25 protein-coding genes are annotated in these 24,859 nt (G+C 41.3%); 4 read left to right on the forward strand and 21 right to left on the reverse strand.

Translation table 11 applies throughout. The features are described from left to right. Positions 1–195: 195 nt before the first annotated feature. The 14 genes from ADH92_RS01360 to ADH92_RS01425 form a co-directional block, all read right to left on the reverse strand. Complete coding sequence (locus ADH92_RS01360; RefSeq protein ID WP_049496285.1) at positions 196–531, reverse strand: zinc ribbon domain-containing protein YjdM; 336 nt, start codon at positions 529–531, stop codon at positions 196–198. A 127-nt stretch (positions 532–658) separates the two neighbouring features. Next, positions 659–1,411: an HAD family hydrolase gene (locus ADH92_RS01365; RefSeq protein ID WP_049496289.1), complete on the reverse strand. Its 753-nt coding sequence runs from the start codon at positions 1,409–1,411 to the stop codon at positions 659–661. Further along, positions 1,386–1,790 (reverse strand): PaaI family thioesterase, encoded by a 405-nt coding sequence (locus ADH92_RS01370; RefSeq protein ID WP_003016342.1) that lies wholly within the window; start codon positions 1,788–1,790, stop codon positions 1,386–1,388. Before ADH92_RS01370 ends, ADH92_RS01365 begins: the two co-directional genes overlap by 26 nt. An 83-nt stretch (positions 1,791–1,873) precedes the next feature. Further along, positions 1,874–2,971 carry a hypothetical protein gene (locus ADH92_RS01375; RefSeq protein ID WP_049496292.1) on the reverse strand — a complete coding sequence of 366 codons (1,098 nt, stop codon included), beginning with the start codon at positions 2,969–2,971 and terminating at the stop codon, positions 1,874–1,876. Positions 2,972–2,974: 3 nt separating this feature from the next. Continuing rightward, entirely contained in the window at positions 2,975–3,679 is a 705-nt protein-coding gene (locus tag ADH92_RS01380; protein ID WP_049496296.1) for an ATP-binding cassette domain-containing protein, read from the reverse strand. Beyond that, entirely contained in the window at positions 3,676–3,816 is a 141-nt protein-coding gene (locus ADH92_RS11210; protein WP_192832639.1) for a hypothetical protein, read from the reverse strand. Before ADH92_RS11210 ends, ADH92_RS01380 begins: the two co-directional genes overlap by 4 nt. A gap of 154 nt (positions 3,817–3,970) precedes the next feature. Then, entirely contained in the window at positions 3,971–4,438 is a 468-nt protein-coding gene (locus tag ADH92_RS01385; RefSeq protein WP_192832640.1) for an 8-oxo-dGTP diphosphatase, read from the reverse strand. 634 nt (positions 4,439–5,072) lie between these two features. Further along, positions 5,073–5,426 carry a hypothetical protein gene (locus ADH92_RS01395; RefSeq protein WP_049496305.1) on the reverse strand — a complete coding sequence of 118 codons (354 nt, stop codon included), beginning with the start codon at positions 5,424–5,426 and terminating at the stop codon, positions 5,073–5,075. A 103-nt stretch (positions 5,427–5,529) separates the two neighbouring features. Then, positions 5,530–6,153: an NAD(P)H-dependent oxidoreductase gene (locus tag ADH92_RS01400; protein WP_049496308.1), complete on the reverse strand. Its 624-nt coding sequence runs from the start codon at positions 6,151–6,153 to the stop codon at positions 5,530–5,532. Between the two features lie 92 nt (positions 6,154–6,245). Then, positions 6,246–6,743 carry a GNAT family N-acetyltransferase gene (locus tag ADH92_RS01405; protein WP_049496311.1) on the reverse strand — a complete coding sequence of 166 codons (498 nt, stop codon included), beginning with the start codon at positions 6,741–6,743 and terminating at the stop codon, positions 6,246–6,248. Between the two features lie 14 nt (positions 6,744–6,757). Continuing rightward, entirely contained in the window at positions 6,758–8,746 is a 1,989-nt protein-coding gene (gene uvrB, locus ADH92_RS01410) for an excinuclease ABC subunit UvrB (protein ID WP_049496314.1), read from the reverse strand. A gap of 446 nt (positions 8,747–9,192) precedes the next feature. Further along, positions 9,193–9,882, reverse strand: a complete 690-nt coding sequence (locus ADH92_RS01415) for a hypothetical protein (protein WP_049496318.1) — start codon at positions 9,880–9,882, stop codon at positions 9,193–9,195. Continuing rightward, the gene (locus tag ADH92_RS01420; protein WP_192832641.1) at positions 9,863–10,675 is read right to left on the reverse strand and encodes a hypothetical protein; all 813 of its coding nucleotides are present in this window, start codon (positions 10,673–10,675) and stop codon (positions 9,863–9,865) included. The genes ADH92_RS01415 and ADH92_RS01420 overlap by 20 nt, the downstream gene beginning before the upstream one ends. A gap of 1 nt (position 10,676) precedes the next feature. Beyond that, the gene (locus ADH92_RS01425) at positions 10,677–11,387 is read right to left on the reverse strand and encodes an ABC transporter ATP-binding protein (protein WP_049496324.1); all 711 of its coding nucleotides are present in this window, start codon (positions 11,385–11,387) and stop codon (positions 10,677–10,679) included. Between the two features lie 158 nt (positions 11,388–11,545). Here ADH92_RS01425 and ADH92_RS01430 point away from each other — a divergent pair, with 158 nt between their 5' ends. Together ADH92_RS01430 and ADH92_RS01435 are read left to right on the forward strand one after the other, a co-directional pair. After that, positions 11,546–12,217 carry a response regulator transcription factor gene (locus tag ADH92_RS01430; protein ID WP_049496327.1) on the forward strand — a complete coding sequence of 224 codons (672 nt, stop codon included), beginning with the start codon at positions 11,546–11,548 and terminating at the stop codon, positions 12,215–12,217. Beyond that, positions 12,202–13,275 carry a sensor histidine kinase gene (locus ADH92_RS01435; RefSeq protein ID WP_049496329.1) on the forward strand — a complete coding sequence of 358 codons (1,074 nt, stop codon included), beginning with the start codon at positions 12,202–12,204 and terminating at the stop codon, positions 13,273–13,275. Before ADH92_RS01430 ends, ADH92_RS01435 begins: the two co-directional genes overlap by 16 nt. 110 nt (positions 13,276–13,385) lie before the next feature. On the opposite strand, the gene ADH92_RS01440 is transcribed toward ADH92_RS01435, so the two are convergent. Continuing rightward, entirely contained in the window at positions 13,386–14,333 is a 948-nt protein-coding gene (locus tag ADH92_RS01440; protein ID WP_049496333.1) for a CPBP family intramembrane glutamic endopeptidase, read from the reverse strand. Positions 14,334–14,612: 279 nt separating this feature from the next. Between ADH92_RS01440 and ADH92_RS01445 the strand changes: the two genes are divergently transcribed. Further along, positions 14,613–16,796: an amino acid ABC transporter substrate-binding protein/permease gene (locus ADH92_RS01445; RefSeq protein ID WP_049496334.1), complete on the forward strand. Its 2,184-nt coding sequence runs from the start codon at positions 14,613–14,615 to the stop codon at positions 16,794–16,796. Then, positions 16,796–17,536: an amino acid ABC transporter ATP-binding protein gene (locus tag ADH92_RS01450; protein ID WP_023918276.1), complete on the forward strand. Its 741-nt coding sequence runs from the start codon at positions 16,796–16,798 to the stop codon at positions 17,534–17,536. The genes ADH92_RS01445 and ADH92_RS01450 overlap by 1 nt, the downstream gene beginning before the upstream one ends. A gap of 338 nt (positions 17,537–17,874) precedes the next feature. On the opposite strand, the gene ADH92_RS01455 is transcribed toward ADH92_RS01450, so the two are convergent. The 6 genes from ADH92_RS01455 to mobV form a co-directional block, all read right to left on the reverse strand. Further along, a complete protein-coding gene (locus ADH92_RS01455) occupies positions 17,875–19,617 on the reverse strand; it encodes an ABC transporter ATP-binding protein (protein WP_049496339.1) in 1,743 nt (580 codons plus the stop codon). Then, a complete protein-coding gene (locus ADH92_RS01460) occupies positions 19,614–22,388 on the reverse strand; it encodes an ATP-binding cassette domain-containing protein (protein WP_152904294.1) in 2,775 nt (924 codons plus the stop codon). The genes ADH92_RS01455 and ADH92_RS01460 overlap by 4 nt, the downstream gene beginning before the upstream one ends. Positions 22,389–22,441: 53 nt before the next feature. Then, entirely contained in the window at positions 22,442–22,633 is a 192-nt protein-coding gene (locus ADH92_RS01465; RefSeq protein WP_000503424.1) for a hypothetical protein, read from the reverse strand. Positions 22,634–22,703: 70 nt separating this feature from the next. After that, entirely contained in the window at positions 22,704–22,934 is a 231-nt protein-coding gene (locus ADH92_RS01470; RefSeq protein ID WP_000659121.1) for a YdbC family protein, read from the reverse strand. A gap of 76 nt (positions 22,935–23,010) precedes the next feature. Continuing rightward, the gene (locus tag ADH92_RS01475; RefSeq protein ID WP_000743701.1) at positions 23,011–23,865 is read right to left on the reverse strand and encodes a ParB/RepB/Spo0J family partition protein; all 855 of its coding nucleotides are present in this window, start codon (positions 23,863–23,865) and stop codon (positions 23,011–23,013) included. Between the two features lie 7 nt (positions 23,866–23,872). Next, the gene (mobV, locus tag ADH92_RS10780) at positions 23,873–24,838 is read right to left on the reverse strand and encodes a MobV family relaxase (RefSeq protein WP_001145977.1); all 966 of its coding nucleotides are present in this window, start codon (positions 24,836–24,838) and stop codon (positions 23,873–23,875) included. Between the last annotated feature and the right edge of the window lie 21 nt (positions 24,839–24,859).

A 24,859-nucleotide genomic window follows, 5' to 3' on the forward strand; every position in this document is an offset into this window, starting at 1 on the left:
GAAGTTTGACGCAGAATCTTTCGATTCTAGGAGAACTTATCTTTTTGACACAATCCGTAGCCCGTGTTCAATTAGTTTTGAACCTAAAGTTTCAAAACTCCCGAGTACTTGAATCAATACTGTTTCAAGTACTTTTCTCACAGCGGAAAGTTCCATTATAAACTTAAACAACTCTATTAATTTGTGTACTTTTCTTTAGATTTTCTTCACAAATTCTGATTTGAGTTTCATTGCACCAAAGCCATCAATCTTACAATCGATGTTGTGGTCTCCTTCAACGATACGGATGTTTTTCACGCGCGTACCTTGTTTCAAATCTTTCGGTGCACCCTTCACTTTCAAATCTTTGACCAAGGTTACCGTATCGCCATCAGCCAATTTGTTTCCGTTGGCATCAATCGCTACGACACCCTCTTCTTCTTCGACCTCAGCTGGGTTCCATTCATACGCACACTCTGGGCACACCAAGAGCGCTCCATCTTCATAGACGTATTCAGAGTTACATTTTGGACAGTTTGGTAAGTTATTCATTTTTATCTCCTTATTCAAATTAACTTTCATAGTATACCATGAAAGCGAAAATTTGACAAATCCAGCTCGACTGTAGCATTTTCAATAAAAAAGAGGCGACTTGGCCTCCCTACATGGATGATATTTCTCAATCTTCCTGCAATTCTTGAATGTCTCGAATCACGCGCACACCTGCTTGATTCTTCTCGCGCAGTTCAGCTTCAGAGTATGGGAAGGTATTGATCAAGATACTCTCCATCCCGATACTTTGGGCCACGGCGACATCTGTCGTAAAGTCATTCCCCACCATGACCGTTTTCTCAGGGTTCAACTGGTGTTCTTTCACCACTTCCAAGAGAAACTCTGGCTGAGGTTTGCGAATACCTGCGTTAGACGACAAGTAAATGGCATGGAAAAGTTCTCTCAAACCAACCAAATCAATCTCCGGATTGGTAAAATCTGCTTGGGCATTGGATAAGAGAAAGATTCGGCAACCTGCAGCTTTCATATCCTCTAATACTTCTTTCGTATGAGGATAAAGCTCCAACCGCTTGCGAGAAAGGACACGGAAAGTCCGCGCAATCAAACGTCCCCACTCTTTGAGATGGGCAACACTATTCCCACTTGGATGACCTTCTAAATACAATTGTACAAAGATAACCGTCAGATCAATCTCTGGGTAGGCAACTTGTTTTACCTTAGCCAAGTCTTCTTCGGCTTGTTGCACCAACTCTCTATAACGCAGGCGCAGACCTTCTCCTGAGTAGCTTGCCCCGTAGGATTGGTAGATCTGAGCCATTGTATCCCATAAAATGGGACTCGACTCATCGGTTTCGATGTCGACTAAGGTTCCATAAAAATCAAAAATATAGTTTTTAAATGCGTACTTGTGCGGATTCATCTCTCACTCCCGTAACAAACATCGTAAAGGTTGCCTTACAGACATTGGCACCGTCTTGATTGGTAATATCGACATCCACAACTCGAGTCGTCCGTCCACTATGGACACATTCGCCATGGATCGTGAGGACATCACCCAGACGCCCTGCTTTTAAGTAATTGATCGAGGATTGCAAGGTTACCCCATCGACCCCTTGAGAAACCACGACCAAACCACTGACTTGGTCACACAGGGTAAAGAGATAGCCTCCGTGCGCATTTCCATAATAATTGAGCGATGATTCTACGACCTTAGTTGTCACCACCACATGGCCATCTCTCATCTTTTCGATTTCGTAATTTTCAAATGCAGCAATTGCATCAAAGTGAAAATCTTTCATATACTTGCCACCTTTTCTAGCATCTTTTCAACTCCTCTATCATACTACAATTAAGAAGCAGATACAAGCAAAGGGGCAATTCCTTAGAAGCAGAAAAGGAGACTCCAACTAAGTAAGAAGACGATACTAGGAACAATGTATTTTCTTGGGTGCTTCCAACATTCTCTTTTTAAATTCCATTTTCTTAAAGGGAAATAGATTTCAATCAGTAAGTGCAAAACAGCTTCAACTACTGCTAGAATCATCACTCCTAGTAAAAATAGAATCCCCAAGTCAGGCATGACCACCATTTTTAATAACAGAGCAACAAATAGATTCACAGATAGGAAATAGGTCAGCAATACACGGTAATACATCAGGTAAAAGAACCGACTCTTAGGTAGGGACTTGACATGATCGATCAAATCTTTATCAACAGAAATGAGAGTGGTTAATGGCGTATTGACAGAAGCAATTGTTAAAAGAATGATGATTTTTAATGGAGCCTCATAATCCTGTATCAGAATGAGTAAGAGGAAGATGAGGGTAAAGACAAAATTGATGGAAAAATAGCGCTCTTGAAACAAGGAAATCCAAAAATAATTGCCGCTTCTTCTCTTTGCGACGAGTAACTGATCATGTTTTGAAATCGCGATCAAGTCCTCATTTTTAAAAATAAAGACAGCAATGAAGGCTGAAAGTAAGATCATATAGGACACTTGTTGGACCCATAAAGAAGATACTGTGAGAACAGTCGTTACAGAAATGAGTACTCCTCCTAGAAAACTAGGCCTGGTATTGAACTGGATAAAGACATAAAACACACTCAATACCACCAGTAAAGAAAGGAGGACGAGCTTAAAGGATTGTAGCAGGTCTAACCTGACTCCCAAAAAGAGGATCAATAACAGCACGCGCTCTAGTAAATTGAGAAGAAAGGTTACCGTCAGAAAAGACCCTTTAAAACGATTTAGAGACAAAGGAAGCTGGTAGTAGGCCTGAACCCTGTCCATCGAAAAGTAGGAATAGAGTAATTGAAAGGTTGATAGAGCAGTAACAATAGCCGTACTGATCAGCAAGACTTGAAAGCTCGTAGAAAATTTTGCCCCAACAAGATGGTAATAAAGAGCAAAAGCTAAGGAAGTTAAGAACAAGAAGAGCCGATTTTTGGACACCAAATCTCTAAAAATTGCTAGTAGCATGCTCTACCCCCTCTGACGATTAACGTCATGAAACCAATCTTCTAAATTCAATTCGATCGCGTCTAGGTGACCATCTTCAATAGAATAAGCTGTATCACACACCCGAACGATACTCTCTGCGATATGCGAACTCATCAGAATAGAGCCTTCTTCTTTATACTGCAATAGCAAACCATATAGAAATTCTGTCGCATCAAAATCAAGGCCATCAAATGGTTCGTCCAAAATAAGGAGGGGAGGTTTGAGATAAAAAGCTGTGATCAAGAAGACTTTCTTCTTATTTCCCGTTGACAAACTACCAATGTCGGTGTTGAGATACTCTTCAAAACGAAAGCCTGAAATCAAGTCCTGCAATACCGTTTCATCTCTCTTTCGATGATACAAACGACAGACAAAATTAAAATAATGAACAAAATCCCAGTTTAAAAAACTATTGTTTTCAGTAAAAACTGTATAGGTACGGCTCTTATAGAAATTCGTATGAAAAGAGGTTGCCTTGTCTTCTATAGTAACAGTCTCAACTGCATACTGCCGATGATCAAAGACACTACTTAAAGCTTTTAGCAAGGTTGTCTTCCCAGCTCCATTTCGACCAATCAACCCTACTACAGAATGATTGGGTACAAGCAAATTCGTGTCTTTTATAACGGGCTTGTCTTTTTTATACCAAACGTTTAGCCCCTTGATGGTTAAACAATCACTCTTCATCGACGCACTCCTTTATAAAGGTAAGAAACCCCAACCAAAAGCAACAGCAAAGCGTACAACCATTCCTTTTGAAAGGCAAAGACTAAGGCACCGATCAAGAAGCAAATTCCTATAAGGATTCTAAATTGTAATTTCATATCTTGCCTTCTTTCTATTCACAGTATGAAAGATTACAATTGTATTTTATGCTTATACTATAGTACTTTTTCTGAGCAGATTCAAGCACGAATGGAATATTCTTACTTCTTTTACCTTACAAGCAAAAAAAGCTAGATACCTCTAGCTCTTTGCTTAAAATCTTAATTTTTCCCAATCATCATCTGTCCGTTTGCGATAATAGAACTCAGACAAGTCCGGGTCTTCCATCACTTCCAGCAGAGGAAGCATGTCGTAGGATAAATCCAACTTTTCTAATTGGTCTTTCTTAACCCAAGAAACTTCTCCTTCTTCGGACGATCTGAGCTGGCCTGAGAATCTTGTTGCCTTGTAGCAAAAGACAATATAGCGACCTCCCTCGTCTAGTGGCCAGTCTTTGACTGCGACGAGTTTTGGATCTGTAATTGTCAGTCCTGTCTCTTCGTAGACTTCACGAATGACGGATTCTACTAGACTTTCTCCTTCTTCAATATGGCCACCTGGAAAAGCATGGCCAGCCCAGTGAGTCTTTTCAGGTGAGCGGTATTGGAGGACTACTTTCCCATTTTCAAGATCTTCGACCATGCAAAGATTGCACAGTATAGTAGGCGTTGTACGTGACATATATTTCCTTTCTATGGATTTACCATCCATCTTCTCTGTATTTCACTTCTAGCTTCATGATGAAGGGATTGACCAGTTCATAGTAATCACGACTCCGTATAGGGATCGCTCCATGTGGGATTTCAACATAATTCCCTCGTATTTCCGAATTATGATGGATTGGAGGGATTATGGTATTAGCTGAATCTGTAAAAGACACTTGGAGAATGAACCAAATGAAAAATGCTAGAATGACACTCAAAAATTGTAAGATTAGATGAAAAAACTTGAACTCTCTCTTTTTATAAAAGATAGACCAAAGATTGAAAAAAAGAACTAGAAATAAGAAATCAAACCAGAGACAACTAAGTAGAGGGGTAAATGATAGACCCAAAAAAACTAGTATTACTTCAATAACGAAAAAAGCTAAGAAGAATAAATATAAATTTTTAAAACCATTTAACTGCTTCAGCATAGAGAAGGCTCCTTATTTAAAAATGCTGTAACTAACCATATTATAAAGCGAATCCATAACTACGTCAATGTGCATTGAATGGATACCTTCATTTAAGATTTTTCACTTCCGTCTCTGGTGGGTTGCAAATCTCAAGGGACAAAAAACTAAACATTCAGGACTGAAAGTGGAGTTCTTGCCTTAAATAATGATCAGTAGAATATGAACCCCCAATCGTAACCAATGATCAATGAGAGGCGTTTCCGGATTACTATTTTTGCTATCTAAGAATAGGCTAAGAGATAACAAAAGCAAAGCAAGGGCAATAACTAATTTAAGAGATAGCATCATACCTCCAATAGCAAGAGCCGCTAGAAAGCCAAAAAATGGCAATGGACTAAATAAAAATGCCAAAAATCTGAAATAGAACATAAACAAAGAGAGAATCAATAGGCCGTAAACAATCACCCTAGTAAAAATAGAGACCCTTTTTCCTTCATTTTTCATTTTGGATAGTGAAAGAACGACATAGATCATATAGATAAATAGCAGCATATTGAATCATCCCTATGTTTTATAGATTATATTAATAGTTTAACTAAAACCTATTCAAAATACAACTAAAGACCCTAACTTATTAGTATTCTCCCATCTCTGATCAAAGCTTCTTCACTTCTTCTGCGACCTTTTGGAGATGCTGTTCCCGGATGCTAGCGGTATTTACATCGCGGCCGACTTCACCTAAAATACAGACACGCTTGGTTTTGATCCCACAATGGTTCAAGACGGCATTTTTCAAAACAGAGATACCATAACTATCAGGAATGTTGAGAGGGCCTGAAAAAATCTTGTACCACCAAGTAGGCGCCATGGAGGTTGCATAAATACTAGCTGTTTTGCCTTTAAGCAACTTCTTAAATTGCTTGCCTCTAAGGTAATTCCAGATAAAGCTTCCTTGATCATTGGCCGAGTAGGCAATCCCCGGTGTAAAGACCCGGTCGATCCAGCCCTTCATAAGGCTCGGCATACTACTCCACCAGATGGGATAAACAAAGATCAGGTGATCCGCCCACTGGATCCATTCTTGAGAACGAAGGATAAAGGGATCTTCTTCCATCCGCTTTCGATAACCGTAGCGAAGGACCGGGTCAAAGTCCTCTTCATTGAGACTGATCACTTTAAGCTCGTGGTGATTTGGATCAATCGTTTCGACGATGGTTTGAAAAATAGCCTGACAGTAACTTTCCTTATCCGGATGCCCATTGATGACTAAAATCTTCATTCGTCTTCTCCTTCATTTCTTTGGTTCATTCTATCTCTTTTATTTTTTACTTGATTAATTGATAATGGTTCAAAGATTGATAGATAGGTCCTTTAGGAATTTTTATTTGAAGAATACATCATCCTCAATTCCTTAACAGGTTTTCCAAGTTTAAGTATTTTTTCTTGGCCATCAAAAGTAAAACCCATTTTTTGATAGAAAGCAATGGCTCGCTTATTCTCTTTCAATACCCATAAATAAATCTCAGAGAAATGATCGAGAGCAGCAAATGCAGCATGCATTAACTGTTTACTCACACCTTTTCCATAGTAATCTTTTAAAACATATAAGGCGATGATTTCACCAGCTTGAATGGCTTCATCACAAAAATTTCCATAGCTGATAAATCCAATGACCTTCTTTCCATCCATAGCAATCAAGGTGTTTTCTGGATACTTTTGACTAAAGAAACGACATTTATCTAATGTCATTGTCTCCTGAAATTCCGCGGGTAAAAGATCGTCATAAGCCTCTCTCCACGTTTGCCAATGAACGAGAGATTTTCCTTCTATCTCTTCAGGAGTTTCCATTGTTTTAATGATAATCTTCATTCGCTTTATCCTATCTAATCCAAGGCCTTGACTTCCAACATCATATCGCGGATTTGCGCTGCCAACTCAAAGTCAAGCACTTCGACAGCTTCTTGCATTTGGCCTTGCAGTTTCTTGACCAGTTCCTTGCGCTCTTGGCGGTTGAGACTGGTGATATCCACTTCCTTGTCCTCTTCTTTGGCCACCGCCTTGGTGACAGAGATGAGGTCACGGATTTCCTTCTTGATGGTTTGTGGAACAATACCATGCTCTTCATTATAAGCCATCTGGATTTTCCGACGACGGGCTGTTTCATCGATGGCCTTTTGCATAGATTGGGTCATGGTGTCCGCATACATGATCACGTGCCCCTCACTATTACGGGCAGCACGACCGATGGTCTGAATGAGGCCACGTTCGTTACGGAGGAATCCTTCCTTATCCGCATCGAGAATGGCTACTAGACTCACTTCTGGTACGTCAATCCCTTCCCGAAGAAGGTTGATCCCGACCAAGACATCAAAAACGCCCAAACGCAAATCACGGATGATTTCTGTCCGCTCCAAGGTCTTAATGTCCGAGTGCATGTATTTGACCTTGACCCCCATTTCCTTGAAGTAATCGGTCAAGTCTTCTGCCATCTTCTTGGTCAGAGTGGTGACAAAAGTCCGCTCTCCACGTTCTACACGCGCATTGATCTCACCCAAGAGATCGTCCATTTGTCCCATGGTCGGACGCACTTCCACCTCGGGATCTAGAAGACCTGTCGGACGGATGATTTGCTCGATGACGGTATCCGTTTGTTCCATCTCATAGTCACCTGGTGTCGCTGACACATAGACAATCTGGTGGACATGGCTTTCAAACTCTTCACGACGCAGTGGCCGGTTGTCCAAGGCAGACGGCAAACGGAAGCCATAGTTGACCAGCATTTCCTTGCGCGAGCGGTCTCCATTGTACATGCCCTTGATTTGGCCCATGGTCATATGACTTTCATCGATCATGATGAGAAAATCTTCAGGGAAGAAGTCCAAAAGGGTGTACGGTGGCTCTCCTTCACTCCGGCCATCCATATGACGTGAGTAGTTTTCGACACCATTGGTGTAGCCCATCTCTCGCAACATTTCAATATCGTACTCGGTCCGTTGTTTCAAGCGTTGAGCTTCCAGCAGTTTTCCTTCCTTCTCAAAGATAGCTAACTGTTCTTCCAGCTCAGCTTGAATCTTGGCAATGGCCACTTCCATATGGTCGTCATTGGTCACGAAGTGAGTGGCTGGGAAAATCGCTAAGTGGTCCACATCTCCTAGAACTTGGCCCGTCAAAGCTTCAATCTCACGAATCCGCTCAATCTCATCTCCGAAAAACTCAACTCGAAAGGCATGCTCATCACGCGAAGCTGGGAAAATCTCGACCACATCCCCACGGACACGGAATTTCCCCCGTTGAAAGTCGATATCATTGCGTTCAAACTGGATATCCACCAAGTCATTGAGCAAACGATCACGAGAAATCTCCAAACCTGGACGCAGGCTGACCACACTGTCGGAATATTCCTTAGGCGAACCCAACCCATAGATACATGAAACAGACGCGACTACAATGACGTCATTGCGCTCTAAGAGGGCTGAGGTTGCTGAATGACGAAGCTTGTCAATCTCATCATTGACCGAGCTATCTTTTTCGATATAGGTATCACTCGATGGCACATAGGCTTCAGGCTGGTAGTAATCGTAGTAAGATACGAAGTACTCGACCGCATTTTCAGGGAAAAATTCCTTGAACTCCCCATAGAGCTGGCCCGCTAGGGTTTTATTGTGGGCGATGACCAGGGTCGGCTTATTGACCTGGGCAATGACCTGGCTCATAGTATAGGTCTTCCCCGTACCAGTTGCCCCCATCAAGATTTGGGCCTTTTCGCCACCTTCGATGTTATCCACCAACTGTTCAATGGCCTGCGGTTGATCCCCAGACGGTTGGTATTTGGATACTAGTTTAAATTTGTTGTCTGTTACTCGATTAATCATCTCTTTGTCCTCACATATATAGACCTTATTTTACCATAAATCATTAGAATTCTCTGATATGAGGAATGAAGAGAGAAGACAACATGTTACAGAACGATCCATTAAATTGGTACATGAGCGAATTACAATCTAATTAATTGGACACGCATTAGCATAAAAACTAAACAAGACTCTCGCAATTACTTCGAAAGTCTTGTCTTTTATTCTAAAACCATGCAATACGTAACAAGAGGCTGGGACAAAAGTCATAGCCTCTTAATTGTTTTTGGATTGTCGAACAAGATGCAGGGGTTGAGTGGGCTCTACTACGCTGATTTCATCAGCTTTTACAGCCCTACTCAACTGTGCGGAGGTGGGACGACGAAATCGAATTCTAACGAATTACCGATTTCTGTCCCACTCTCCCAAAATTAGAAAAGTTTGCTCATCAGTATCATTTTTATTTACTACTTAACTTCTTGATTCCTTACCAAGAAGTAGAGAGTTGCTCCAAGTGAACATACAAATCCAATAATGTAAGTACAGAGTTGCAAATAGGAAGCTCTCCCTAATATTGTATCTGCAATAATATTATAAAATAGGTAACTAGTCAATGGTTCCACTACTCTTTCTATGAATGGTTGTACTAAAATAGGAAATAGCAATAAAATAGCTAAACTCCCCATTGGACTTTTGAAAAAATAACTTAAAAAGTAAGAAATCAAAAAGTATTGGATGGAGCCAATCAAATAGAAGCTGAAAATTTCTAAACTGACACCATTTTCGCTACTAAAAAAATGAAACCATATAAGCAATACAATGAAATACAAGGTTGATTGTAGTACTACATCACATAACTCTACGAACAGGATCCTAATTGAACTTAAGATCCTTTTTCCACTTACCAAATAAACTAGTTTTGTTTCGTGTGATTGTAACTCAACAAATGCATTAACACACCCTATACTAACAGAGAGCATTGAGGCAAAAACAAGAGCTTGCTTTATAGATAATTGTACAACAGTATCATTGATTGAAACTGGTAACACACCGAAGAGACACACAAAACCTATCAAAAGTGACTGTATAGCTATCTGGTACTTTACGGGTTTTAAACTATATTTTTTGACGATAAGACTAAATAATATTCTTGCCATTCTTCCTCCTCATTCGAATCATTTCTACAACCATTATGAACACCAAGAACAAGATCCCTTCTACTACTAAAAGTGTAAAGCCGTACAATTGGCTCGTTTGAGTCCCTTCAATTCGACCAAATGCAAATGACTTTGCTCCAATCAAAGGCAATAGTTTTTCTATTTTAGAGGAAATTCCTCTTAGAATACCTGATAAGGTGATTACCAATAATAAAACGTCTGCAATTAATGCAGTCATTGATTTTTTCGTTATGATTACGAAAAGTAAAGCTAATAAAGTAAGAACGATTGCAAATATCATAACTCTTACCGTGACATCTAAAAACAATGTCAATTCTAATAAATTCTTTAGAGTTGAATCTAGAAAAACGAATAAAATAACAGCGTTTACTATAGAAAATATTAAAGTAGAAAGTAACGATAGGACAATCGAACTTGCAATAAACCCAGTAAGACGAACTTTCCAGTTAGGAATCAATAACTGGCTAAAATAATCATCACCAAATTGATAATGGGTTGAATAAACAAGTGAAACAAGAATTGGCAAGAAAATAACACTTGCTTGGTAGGGTGAAGATAAGAGAGCATCCCTGACTGTATACACTGGATTCGATGATAACATAGATGGATCAAGGTTAACCGCTTGTCTATTTCCTTCTACTAAGGCATTTATCACCTGGATATTTTGAATTGAAAAAAATATGCTAACTCCCAAAATAAGAAAAAAAGTAACTTTAAAAGTAGGTAAACTACTATATTTATAAAGGTCACTAAAAAAGGAACGCTTCAACAAATTATTCACCTTCTTTCCCTTCGAGTGCTTTAAAATATGCTTCCTCAAAAGAGCCAAACTGTTTCAAAATATCTTTTGTAGGAGCATCAATAACAATTTTGCCATTAGAAATACCAACCAAATGATCTACAGTTAATTCTAACTCACTCATATAATGACTTGTCATTAAGACAGTTTTACCTTCATTGACAAAAGATTGTAAAAAATTACGTACCCAGCGAATTCCTTCTGGATCTAGTCCATTGATTGGTTCATCTAAAATTAAGATGTCAGGATTTGCTAATAAGGCTGTTGCTAACCCAAGACGTTGCTTCATTCCTAATGAATAGTCTTTTACCTTTTTATTTTTAGCTTCACTTAACCCCACCAACTCTAAACATTCCTTGCACCTATTTCTATCAACCCCACAAGCCAACCCAATCCACCGAAGATGCTGAAATCCTGTTCTGGTTGGGTAAGGTTGGCAACTGTCAAGGAACGATCCAACAATACAAAAAGGATTATCTCCCAATTGAGAGTATTTTTTGCCATTGATCAATGCCATTCCCATTTGACTATTTTCTAAGCCAAGTAAAATTCTGATTAAAGTTGATTTTCCAGATCCATTCGGTCCAATCAATCCAGTAATCTCACCTTTCTTAGCTTTGAAAGACACGTTTTGAAGGACAATTTTATTATTATATTCCTTATGTAGCTTTTGAATTGTTATCATTCATTCTTTTTCCCTTCTGACTTTTAGTGAAATTCCACCTTCACTTGGAGCAAGTATAACAGGAGAAAATCAGGAAATTCTCAGAATAATTATTTTTTTTATTTTCAACAAATTACATTCTATATTTGCTATAATATGCTCATATAATTGGAGGAACTATGAAGTATAAAATTTTAGCCATTGACGATGATGAAAAAATCTTACGATTAATAGGGAATGCATTAGAAGCAAACAACTTTCACGTGGAAACTCGTAAAAATATAGAGGAGATCAATATCTGTGACTTTACTGGATTTGATCTAATTTTACTTGACGTCATGATGCCTATTTCTGGTTTAGATATTTGTCGTTCCATTCGTCCACAAATTGCTACTCCAATCTTATTTCTAACCGCTAAAGATTTTGAAGAAGATTTACTAAAAGGAATACAAGCCGGAGCCGATGATTACATTACAAAACCATTCAGCATTAAAGAATTGATTGCAAGAATTCAAATGCATCTTCGGAGAGAAGAAAGATCTCACCCTGCCTCTAAAGAAGAAATGAATTCAGATATTACTTTTTATCGAGATCGTCAAGAAATTTATTATCAATCAAAGAGAATATCACTAACTAAGCGAGAGTTTGATTTACTTTATCTTTTAGCCAAAAATGAAAACCGAATATTTAGCATAGAAGAACTTTACAATTATCTTTATCCTGTAAGCTCTGATGCTCAACTACGGTCAATCACCGAATACATCTATCAAATTAGACAAAAATTTAAAACTCATCAAATTGATCCAATCAAAACAGTATGGGGAGGAGGATACAAATGGAAAAAGAATTGACGATCAAGCAACTCATTAAGCGTACCTACCTTAAAATCATTTGGCAATTTCTTCTATGTCTTATACTTTTTTACATACTCCCCGCTCTTCTATCTTCTGTATCTGGAATCAATGAGAAAAATGCCAATCGCTTTGCTTTATTTTTTAGCGTCAGTTCTTGGATTTATCTTTGCATCATTTTAATTGTTATCATTGTAATAAATATTAGACAGTTATTAACCAAGATTCAAAAAGAAATGAACATGGTTTATCATAGTGGTCTATATTTCACAAAAAATGAACATCACCATTTGCAGATTAAAGAATTTATTGAAACAAATGAACTGATCGAAAAAATGCAATCTGATATAAAAAATAGGATTGAACATGAAAAAGATCAAAAAAAAGAACTCATGTTTCAAGTATCTAGCGCTGCACATGATCTTCGAACTCCTCTAACTGTCATCAGAGGAAATGCTGAATTCTTACAATCTACCAAACAAACACCTCAAGTAATGGAATGTCTAAAAGATCTTGAGCAAGCTAGTATTCAATTAAACGATTATTTTAACCACTTCATCCAATACTCCAAAACCTTTTACGACCATGATATTCAACTTGAAAACATATCAATTAAACAAGTAACTTATCAATTACAGGAACATATCTCACCTTTACTCCCTAAAAATACACAATTTGTTTTTACAAACACAGTAACTCCATCAACACAAATTGCAATTCATTCCAATCTATTTTTCCGAGCAATCACAAATATCATTAATAATTCAATACAACATCAAAAAGAAAATGATGCACAAATCCAGCTAACAATTTCACAAGAAAATAGTCAATTAGTTCTAACTATATGGAATAACCAATCTAATTTTTCAAAAAATATATTACAGAATGCTGGAAATCTTTTCTATAAAGATGACCAAGCAAGAACACCCTCTCAAGAAAGTCACTATGGACTTGGTTTATCTTTCGTAAAACGCGTCATGAAACTTCATAATGGAACGATGCATTTAGAAAATATTCATAATGGTGCACAAGTCAAGCTAATTATTCCTATTATATAAAACAAGCCGAACTCATCAATATGTGTTCGGCTTTCTTTCATTTATAATTTATAAAAAAGACCGGCACTTTTGCCTGTCTTCGTATTTATCATTATTTCCTATCAGCCATTTCACACTTTTTCATGAACAACTTTTTCTCTTCTTTCCCCTAAGCGATAAACAATCACGACGGATACTAGAAGAACCAGAGTTGTGATGATCGATCCTTCTGCTCCAAATTCCCCTCCAGTCAACCAGTCAGGTCCTGACCCCATGGTAAAGCTGAAGATAGAGGCATCTGCGCCCGTCCCACTGACTTGAAAACCAAGGAGATTTCCTTGTACATAGTTCCAGGTCCCGTGCTGAGCGACCACTAGCCAAATACTATCGGTGTAGATAAGGAGCAGACCAGCTAGCACCCCATCAAGGACAATATTCAGTAGAGATATGAAGGTCACTCCTGAATTTCCCAGATGAAGAATGCCAAAGAGACTACTAGAAATCCCGATTGCTAAGGGAAGATTGGTTCTTGCAGCAATCCGAGTCAGGAGCCAACCCCGCGTCGCTACTTCTTCAGTCCCTCCTTGAAGGAGCCAAAATGGGAATAAACCTAGAATAAAGAGGATGGGTTCTAAACTTAATTCATTAAGCTCAAAAGTTCCGATTCCACACACTTGGTAGACAAGGGCAATCACACCCATTTGAAGCAGAGAAAGCAAGATCCCCCAAGCTAGATACTTGAGCCAATTTCTTTTTACAAAACCTAAGCTTGATAAGGAATTCTTCTCTATTACTTTCACCCAAAAAATAAAGAGTAAGAGAATAAATACAAAACTGAAGAGCTCATAATAGAGAATATAATGGAAGAAAAACTCTTGAATACTTGCAACCCCATTTCCTGGTGAGAAAAACTCGGTTAGATAACCTATTGCAGTCGAAAATGGTCCCACCAATTCACTACTGAGCCATAGTCCCCCTTCTATAAAGAAGGAAGCTAAAAACACGTAGAATAGTGTAGAAACGAAAACTGACACAGAAGTTTTCGTTTTGATACCTTGAATGATCAACCCTTTCTTCATCTAGTAACCTCCATTTATCTGAATAGGTCCATTGTAGCAAAGAAAATCCAGACCTGCAACACCACCTCATGTCAGAAAATCTGACATCAAAAGTTGATTTTTCTTGCTAAACTGATACTTTTCTGATATAATAGCTTTTATAGAAAAACATAAGATCATTCATACTCTATTTGGTATGAATGTTTTGTTTTTTCAGGCCATCCTTTGGTCAATGCACTCATAGGTCAATGCACTCATGGGTCAAACACCCAAAGAGAAATGAAGAAAAAGGAGACAGAAATGAAGAAAAAATTACTAGCCTATTTGCTTTTCTTATTTCCACTGGTAGCATTCGCTGGTCATGCTCATGCTGAGACGATCAAGGTCGTTTTCGACACAGCTTATGCACCATTTGAATTTAAAGATTCAGATCAAACCTATAAAGGAATTGACGTAGAAATCTTGGACAAGGTCGCTGAAATCAATGGCTGGGATTTAGATAAATCCTTCCCTGGATTTGATGCTGCAGTCAATGCTGTCCAAGCTGGTCAAGCAGATGCCATTATGGCCGGAATGACCAAAACAACTGAACGTGAAAAAGTCTTCACCATGTCTGATACTTACTACGATACAAAAGTTGTCATTGCGACGAAGAAAGCTGACAAAATCACGAAGTACAGCCAATTAAAAGGGAAGACCGTCGGTGTCAAAAACGGTACTGCAGCTCAACGCTTCCTCGATAAAAACAAGGACAAATACGGCTACAAGATCAAGACTTTTGATACGGGTGATCTCATGTACAACAGTTTAACAGCTGGTGCAGTGGATGCGGTCATGGATGATCAACCCGTCATTCAATATGCCATCCAAAAGGGTCAGGACCTAGCTATCAATATGGACGGGGAAGCAGTCGGTGGCTTTGCCTTTGGTGTTAAAAAAGGTGGAAATCATGAAAAGTTGATCACTGAATTTAACAAGGCCCTCGCTCAAATGAAAGCTGATGGAACACTTGATGAGATCATCAAGAAATGGACAGGTGAAAGCCAATCATCAGGGAACAGTGCTGTTCCAACAACAACTACTCCTGCTGGAAAAAAAGCAACGCCTAAAAAGTCAAAATATGTAATTTCAAGTGACTCATCTTTTGCACCATTTGTCTTCCAGAATGGGAAAAATAAGTATACAGGGATCGATATGGATTTGATCAAGGCCATTGCCAAAGACCAAGGATTTACCATTGAAATTGATAACCCTGGATTTGACGCTGCGGTAAGCGATGTCCAATCTGGTCATGCGCAAGGAATGATCGCAGGGATGACCGTGACCGATGCTCGGAAAGAAACATTTGATTTTTCTGAACCATATTATACTGCTAACTCTATTCTTGCAGTCCAAAAGGATAGCAAGATTGATTCTTACGATGACTTAAAAGGTAAGACGGTCGGTGTTAAAAACGGAACCGCATCGCAGACCTTCCTTGAAAAGAATAAAAATAAATATGGCTACAAGATCAAAACTTTCTCTGACGGAGCTTCTATGTATGATAGTTTGAATTCTGGTTCGGTTGCAGCGATTATGGATGACGAATCCGTCATCAAATACGCTATTAAACAAGGACGTAAATTCAAAACACCTATCGAAGGAACTCCAAGTGGTCAACTAGCATTTGCCGTTAAAAAAGGTGAAAATCCTGAATTGATCGAAATGTTCAATAACGGTCTTGCAAACTTGAAGAAAAATGGCCAATACCAAAAGATTCTCGATAAATATCTTAAGTCAGATAGCAAATCAAGTACTTCAAGTACAGCCGTAGATGAAACAACAATCTGGGGCTTGCTCCAAAACAACTACAAACAATTGCTAAGTGGTTTGGGTGTAACCCTTGCCCTTGCACTTCTCTCTTTCGCGATTGCTATGGTGATCGGTGTTATCTTTGGGATGTTTAGTGTTAGCCCTTATAAATGGCTCCGCTGGACTGCTGAAATCTTTGTCGATGTTATTCGTGGGATCCCACTCATGATCCTTGCCGCCTTCATCTTCTGGGGAATTCCAAACTTGATTGAATCGGTCACAGGTCATCAATCCCCAATCAACGACTTTGTTGCAGGTACCATTGCCCTCTCTCTCAATGCTGCTGCCTATATCGCAGAAATTGTCCGTGGGGGGATCCAAGCTGTACCGATTGGACAGATGGAAGCCAGCCGAAGCCTTGGGATCTCTTATGGCAAGACCATGCGCAAGATCATCTTGCCACAAGCAACCAAACTCATGCTTCCAAACTTTGTTAACCAATTCGTCATTGCCCTGAAAGATACGACGATCGTATCTGCGATCGGATTGGTAGAACTCTTCCAAACTGGTAAGATCATCATCGCTCGAAACTACCAAAGTTTCAAGATGTATGCGATCCTTGCCGTCTTCTACCTCGTGATTATCACCTTGCTAACACGATTTGCAAAAAAATTAGAAAAGAAGGTTAACTAATGGCTAAATTAAAAATTGATGTCCATGACCTCCACAAATACTATGGTGAAAATGAGGTCTTAAAAGGAATCTCAGCAAAATTCTACGAAGGGGACGTGGTCTGCATTATCGGACCATCCGGTTCTGGTAAATCGACCTTCCTTCGTAGTCTCAATCTCCTCGAAGAAGTTACAAAAGGTCAAATTACAGTTAATGGATATGATCTAACCGATCCAAAAACCAATGTTGATTTGGTCCGTGAAAATATTGGGATGGTTTTCCAACACTTCAACCTCTTCCCTCACATGAGCGTCCTTGAAAACATTATGTTTGCGCCAGTAGAGCACAAACTGATGACCCGTGAAGAAGCTCAAAAAGTCGGGATGGAATTATTGGAAAAAGTTGGACTCGCAGATAAAGCCGATGCCAATCCAAATAGTCTTTCCGGTGGTCAAAAACAACGTGTGGCTATCGCACGTGGACTTGCCATGAATCCAGATATTATGCTCTTTGACGAACCGACTTCTGCCCTTGACCCTGAGATGGTTGGAGATGTATTGAACGTTATGAAAGAGTTGGCAGAGCAAGGAATGACCATGATCATCGTTACCCACGAGATGGGATTTGCCCGCCAAGTAGCCAACCGCGTCATCTTCACCGCAGACGGTGAATTCCTCGAAGACGGTAAACCAGACCAAATCTTCGACAACCCCCAACACCCACGCTTGAAAGAATTCTTGGATAAGGTTCTAAACGTTTAAAAAGATAAAGTTTCTGAAACATCTAGCAATTTTGCTAGATGTTTTTTAGACCCAAAAAATCATTTTCAAATCTGAAAATGCTTAGATTGAAGATAAAGACATATTAAAAACTTTCCTTAGGTGAGTACGGACGTCAGCGAACTTCTACGAAGTTCCATGACTTAGTTTTGAACCTAAAGTTTCAAAACTCCCGAGTGCCTGAAACTAAATTGTTTCAGGCACTTTTCTCACGGCGGAAAGTTTTAATGTTCTCTTAATTCGTTATACAAATTAGGTAGATATTTATTTCTTTACAGAATCACTTTACTTATTTACTTTAAAAATAGTTTGTCTACATTCTAACTAATCTGTTGCTGAGCTGTCTGCATCTTGTAGTATACACCTTGCGCTTGCATCAGCTCTTCATGAGTGCCATGCTCAACAATATCGCCATCCACCATGACAAGAATCATATCGGCATTTTGAATGGTCGACAAGCGGTGAGCAATGATAAAGCTGGTCCGTCCCTTCATGAGCTGATTAAAGGCATCTTGAATCAAGACCTCAGTCCGAGTATCGATGGAGGATGTCGCCTCATCCAGGATCAAAATCTTAGGAACTGAAAGGAAAACCCGCGCAATCGTTAAGAGTTGGCGTTGTCCTTGAGACAAAGACTCTCCAGCATCTGAAAGATAGGTATCGTACCCTTGTGGCAACTGCCGGATAAAGAAATCTGCATTGGCTGCTTTGGCTGCTTCGATGACTTCTTCTCTACTTGCATCTGGACGAGAAAAGGCGATATTTTCATGAATGGTCCCGACCTTGAGCCAGGTTTCTTGCAAAACCATACCAAACTGTTGGCGGTAAGAAGCACGGGTGTAGTCCGTAATTGGCACCCCATCAATCGTGATCTCTCCAGAGTTAACAGGGTAGAAACGCATGAGCAGATTAATCAAGGTCGACTTTCCAGCTCCTGTAGGTCCTACAATGGCAACCTTACTGCCGGCTGGAACCTGAATGGTTAGATCTTTGATCAAAGTCCGCCCCAAATCATAGCCAAATGTGACGTGTTCAAAACCAATCGCACCTTTGACATTCTGACTTTCCAGAACCCGTTGCCCTGTCTCTTCGACCTCAGCTTGATCCAAAACGCTATATAAACGCTCTGCGCAGGCAAGGGCACTTTGGAGTTCTGACAAGACAGAGGAAATATCATTAAATGGCTTGGTGTATTGGTTGACATAATTGAGGAAGGTCACTAATTGACCAACTGTGAAGTGAGAACCTGAAATGATTCGAACCGCACCAAATCCAGCCACCACTGCATAAATCAAGGCATTCACAAAGCGAGTCGCAGGATTGACAGTAGAAGAATAAAAGATAGCAGATTGAGAATACTTGGCGTAGGTTTCATTAGTCTCCTTAAAGGACTTACGGAATTGATCCTGAGCGTTAAAAGACTGGATCAAACTTTCTTGCGTCAAAGACTCTTCGATCAACTGAGTTTGCAGGCCACGCGCCTTGGTCTGCTCTTGGAAAAGCGTATAAGAACGTTTGGCAATAAAACGAGCAATCAAAAGAGACAAAGGAGTCAAGACCAGTACCGCTACCATCATAAAGAAATCCAGCTCTGCCATGGTTACAATGGTTACGAGAATGGTTAAGAGGCCCACAAAGAACTGGTTAAAGACCATGAGAAGACCGCTATTAAGTTGCTCTACATCGGTTGTTAAACGACTGACGAAATCCCCACTCCCTTGCTTATCCAGATAAGACAAGGGCAAGCGATGCACTTTTTCCATCACTTTTTCTCTTAGGGTTTGGCTAAACCGATAGACCAATTGATTGTAGAGAAGAGGATTGATCCATTGGATCAAGGTATTGGCCACAATGATTAGAAGCATCTGGATCAAAACGGGCCATAAGACTTTCATCCCTTGAGGATTAATGACCAAGTCAACCGCATGTCCAATCAAGATCGGTAACCAAACCGTTAAGGCTACTTGAGCAATGGTTCCGATACTGGCTAGAATCAGGAGCCCGGGATGGTGAGCAAAATCTCTAAACAGACGTTTTAAATAACTAGAACGTTTTTGACTCATGCTTCCTCCCTCCCGTGTTGTGATTCATGAATTTCTTGATAAATCTCATTCGTGGACAAGAGGAAATCATGATTTCCCAGTCCTACTTGATGCCCCTTGTTCAAGACCAAAATCTGATCGGCAGACTTGAGACTATTGGTTCGTTGAGATACTAAGATAAAACTTGTGTCACTCAATTCTTCTTTAATCGATTTTAAGAGACGAGCTTCCGTCAAATAATCCAAGGCAGAAGTCGAATCATCCAAAATCAAGAAAGGGGCCTTTTTCAAAAGAGCACGCGCAATGGTCAACCGCTGGCGTTGGCCACCTGAAAAATTTCGACCAAAGGCTTCTACCGGCTCATCCAGCTGTCCTTCTTTTTCACGCACAAAATCAGCCGCCTGAGCTGTTTCTAGTGCCCACCACAAATCATCCTCCGTCACACTTTCATCCATTCCTAGTAAGAGATTGGAGCGAATGGTTCCTCTAAAGAGCTCTGCCTTCTGTGGGACTACAGCTACCCACTCCCGCCACTCCTTAAGAGTTTTAGGAGAATGTCCTTGATGATAGAGGGCTAATTGGCCTTGACTAACGGCATATAAATGACTTAACAGCTGAACCAGAGTCGATTTCCCAGAACCAGTACCACCAATAATCCCCAACATCTGTCCATGATCCAGATCAAAGGAAATATTTTCTAGAGCTGGGCTTGAAGCCGTTGGATAAGTGAAAGAAACTTTCTCTGCGCTAATCGCTTCTTGCTCTCTTGCAGTTTCTTCCGGCAAAGCTTCTAGGAGGTCTTCTTCCTTCAAATCAAAAATCTCTTGGACACGCTTGGCTGAAATATAGCTGACATTTAAAGACGTGACCAGCATAGCCAGCTTGATCAATTCTGTTAAAATTTGTAATAAATAATTGACCAAAGCGACCAACATCAGTCGGTCATTTTTTGCGGACAGTTCAATACATGCCCTTCGGTTCCTCTCCCTACTCCTGCGTTTGCTCTCGTTTGATTTCTCCCTCTGTATCCTCTTAGCACAAGCGGGACAATACTTTGATATTCCAGAGCTGGGGACGTATTCAACACCGCACACCGTACAATTTTTAGGCTTTAACGCCGTCCACCGCTTTGTGGGTGTGATATGTAATTCACCGACAAAGCCGATGAATTTATAGTAAATCTTGATTTCCTGCCTTACTGTCCCGTCCGCAAGTTTCTCACGTTCCGAAACAAGTATCTTGTCTATGAGTGCGTTTATGATGGTTGCGTCCAACTCTTTCAGCCCCTGATAGTTGCGGATTAGGGATAGAAAGTCCCTCACGCCCTGCGATTTCTCATAGCTGTCATTGAGCGTTTCCGTTACCTCTTTCAGCCGTGCTTCAATTTCAAGCTGCTCTTTCTGGTATTTCCCCGACATCATCTCAAAATTCCGCTCCGTGATACGCTCCATTACCTTGTCCTCATAGAGAGAGGAAAACAGCCTGTCAAGCTCCGCAAGGCGTTTGTTCAGCTTCTTCTTTTCTTTCTCTAATGATTTCGCCCTGCTCTGGTCTGTTTCCGTGAGCCGCCTTTCTATGGCTCTGACCGCCTTTTCATCATTGACCGCCATATCCGCAAAGCGGTTGATGTCGGCAAGGACGGCATTGAATAAGTCCCTCGCTTCAATGCTGTGTGCGGTACACATAACATTGCCATATCTGCCATAATTATTGCAGGTGTATTGTACGCAGTCGATGATGTCGGGGCGTTTCCTCCTGTTGGCACTCGCCGCCCGCATCGCATAGCCGCAGTCCGCACACTTGATAACGCCCGAAAAGATATTCTCAAATCCCCCTGCGTTCTGCTCCCGCCTGCGGCTCGTCATAAGCTGCTGTACGGTGTCAAATTCCTCCTGCGTGACTATCCCCTCATGGGTGTCTGGTATCACTTCCCATTCTTCGGGCAGCTTAGAGGGGCGTTTCTTGCTTTTCATGTTGGCTGCAATCCGCTTGTAGCCTGCAAGGTTGCCCGCATATATCGGGCTTCTTAAAATGCCCCTCACGCTGTTCTCGCTCCAAATATAACGGTTTTCCTCGTTATCCTCAAAGTACCGCTCATAGCCTGTTGCCCCTTGCTCCACCGCATAAGCGGCAGGGCGTAGGATATGCTGTTTGTTGATGTGCTTGCGGATTTTGGCGATGCCGTTGCCCGCTAACGCAAGGTCGAATATCTCCCTTACCACATGGGCAACTTTGTCATCTATCAGCAGATGGTTGTGGTCGGCAGGGTCTTTGACATAGCCATAAGGGGCTGTTGTTCCCATGAATTTCCCCTGCTGAAACCTCGCACGGTACGCCGATTTTATCTTGACTGACACATCGGCAGAATACATTTCGTTTAGGATGTTGCGGAAAGGCGTGATGTCCATAGCGGATTTGTTTAAGGTGTCCACGCCGTCATTGACCGCTATATACCTCACGTTATGCTCTGGGAAAAAGACTTCCAGATATAACCCACAATCAAGATAGTTCCTCCCCAGACGGGATAAATCTTTTGTAATCACGCAGTTTATCAGCCCGTTTTCAATGTCCTTAATCATATTCTGGAAACTTGGTCTTTGGAAATTTGTTCCAGAGTAGCCATCGTCAACATACGTTTTTGCTAAATGCCATCCCTGCCTTTTCACATAATCCGTGAGGATGGATTTTTGTGTCGCAATGCTCGCACTCTCGTTATCCGTGCCATCGTCCTTTGATAAGCGGCAGTAAATGCCGACTTCATAAATCTTGTTCTCCGTTCTTATTCCTGCCATACTGTAAAACCTCCATATCTGTCCTAACGTTTTCATGTTCCATTGCGTACATTCTAAGCGGACAGCCCCTCATTGTCGAAGGTGTCGCCCTCGGCAATCTTCTTCCGAATATCCTCGGAGATAATCGGGACAAACGCTTCTGCAACGGTCTGTGTGCCGATATATTCTCGACTGATAATCATTTGTACTTGCCCTTTTGGCACAATACGCTTTCTTCTTCCAGTTGTTTTCCTATCCTCGCCCATACTTAAATCTTCCTTTCCAGACAGGGCAGGAGAACGTCTGGAAACGCCCCGCCCTGTCAATCAGATACCATCAATCCCCGCTGTTTACTTCTTTCTGTAATGCTTCAAGGAGTGCCGCTGCTTCATCAGCGTTCAACGTGATACCCTTTCCGCACTTCTCACGGTTCGGGGAAAAGCTGCGGATGTCATATTTCGGCTCTCTCCCGTTCCATGAAATAAGATTGATTTCCTTTGTGTAGCCGCTGTCACTCGCAGACAATACGGCGATTTCCTTTACAATCTCATACTGGATTTCTTTCATTCCTTACCTCATTCTCCTTAAAATTCTGTCTTTCTTCTGTTCCAAATTCCTGCATTTACTTCCCGAAAAAAGAAGGTTAGCGGCTGTCCCTGCTCCGTTTTCTCTGCAACTCACGTTCCAGAAGTCGGATGATGGTTTCCTCCATCTGCTTCGGCGTTGTGTCCTTCGGAAAGTATTTTTTCAGTTTGCTTGTGTTGATTTTCAAGGTTTCTTTCTGGTTTCCCTTTTCCTCCGTCATAATGGAAAATATCATATCCATGTCAAGCTGCCCGCTCTGGCTCATGCTTTTCATCCGCTGTGCCTGTGAGAGTGAGGGCGTTGCTTCTTCGCTCTCCATCGTGGCAAAGAGATTTTCCTGCTCGTCTTTCTTCAAAAAGGACAGTTCCACCGCAGGTGTGAGGGCGATTTTCCCCTCGTCCACCATCTGCAAAATCGGCGGTATCAGTTCCGTCAGGCGGATAAAACGCTGGACGGTCATCCTGCCCACGCCGAAGCCCTGTGCCACTTTGTCGTCCGTCCGCAACTTCGTCACAACTTGTGACGAGGTTAAGTCTGTGCGGAAACCCTGCCGCTTCATGGCTTCGGATTTCATCCTGTAGGCAAACGCCCGCTCCGATGGCAGGATATTTTCACGCTGTAAATTACTGTCTACAAGGGTGATGATGGCTCGGTCACGGTCTAAGGGCAGGACAAATGCAGGCACGGTATTTATACCTGCAAGTTCGGACGCACGGACACGCCGCTGCCCCGCAATCACTTCATAACCGTTCCCGTCCTCTTTCGGGCGTGTGATTATCGGCGTGACAATGCCAAATTCCTTGATGCTTTCCGCTAACTCTGACAGCGTTTCATCCTCCACAACATGAAACGGATTGTCGGGAAACGGGTATAAATCTTTGGTCTTTAACACCTTAAAATCCTGTTTCTTCATTCACTTTTTACCTTTCTCTTGATTTGTTTCTGCCTGTTCTCTGTAATTCTTCCAACACTTCTGGCGGTATCTTTGAGAGCAGCCGCCCCATCTGCTCGTTGGTTCTCTGCAATTCAAATATCCTCTGGTTGGCTTTCTGCACCTTTAATTCCTGCTCGTACTTTTCATCACGCATACGCCCTGCATAGTCGGCTTCCTGCCCGATTTGCTCCTTTAAGCTGTCGATATACGCCTGCTGTCTGCCGATTTCCTTAGAGAATTTCTCCACTTCGGGCAGCCATGCGGCAACCAGTTCCAGAGCCTTGTCACGCTTTTTCCCTGCGTTAAAGGCGTTGATGTCGGACAGGGCAGACACGATTTCCCCATACTGCTTATCAAGCCTGCCGCCCAACTTATAGAGCCATGTGGGGACGTGTTTCCGCTTGGTTTCCATCGAAGATTGACCTCTCTCAAGCTGATTCCAACGTGAGGACATCCGCTCATGGTAGGCGGTCTGCCACTCCGACAGGCTCTTTTGATTGCCTAAAATTGTTTTGGCGGACAGCTTATTGTCTGGTGTAATCGGCACAAAGCAGAGGTGCATATGGGGCGTTCTCTCGTCCATGTGGACGACTGCGGAGAGGATATTCTGCTCCCCGACACGCTCCGAAATGAAATCCAGAGCCATCGTAAAATACGCTTTCTGTTCTTCGGGCGGTAACTGGTTCATAAATTCTGGTGAAGCCGTGATGAGCGTTTCCACCATCATCACGCTGTCTTTCCTTGTCCTGCACCCTGCTTCGGCTACCTTTCGGTTAATCTCTTTCTTATAGGTGTACTTTGGCGGTGCGACAAGATGATAGTTATTTTTAGAGCGTTCCATGTCGATATCTGGGTTGCTTTTGTAGGCTTCTTTCTTCCGCTCGTTGTGGCGTTCGCAAGCCGCAACGCCGCCCGCTTTGCGTTTCTGGAAACGCAGGATTGCATAGGGCATAATCCATCATCTTCCTTTCTT

It is taken from the genome of Streptococcus parasanguinis (assembly GCF_001073155.1).
Classification (GTDB): domain Bacteria; phylum Bacillota; class Bacilli; order Lactobacillales; family Streptococcaceae; genus Streptococcus; species Streptococcus parasanguinis_D.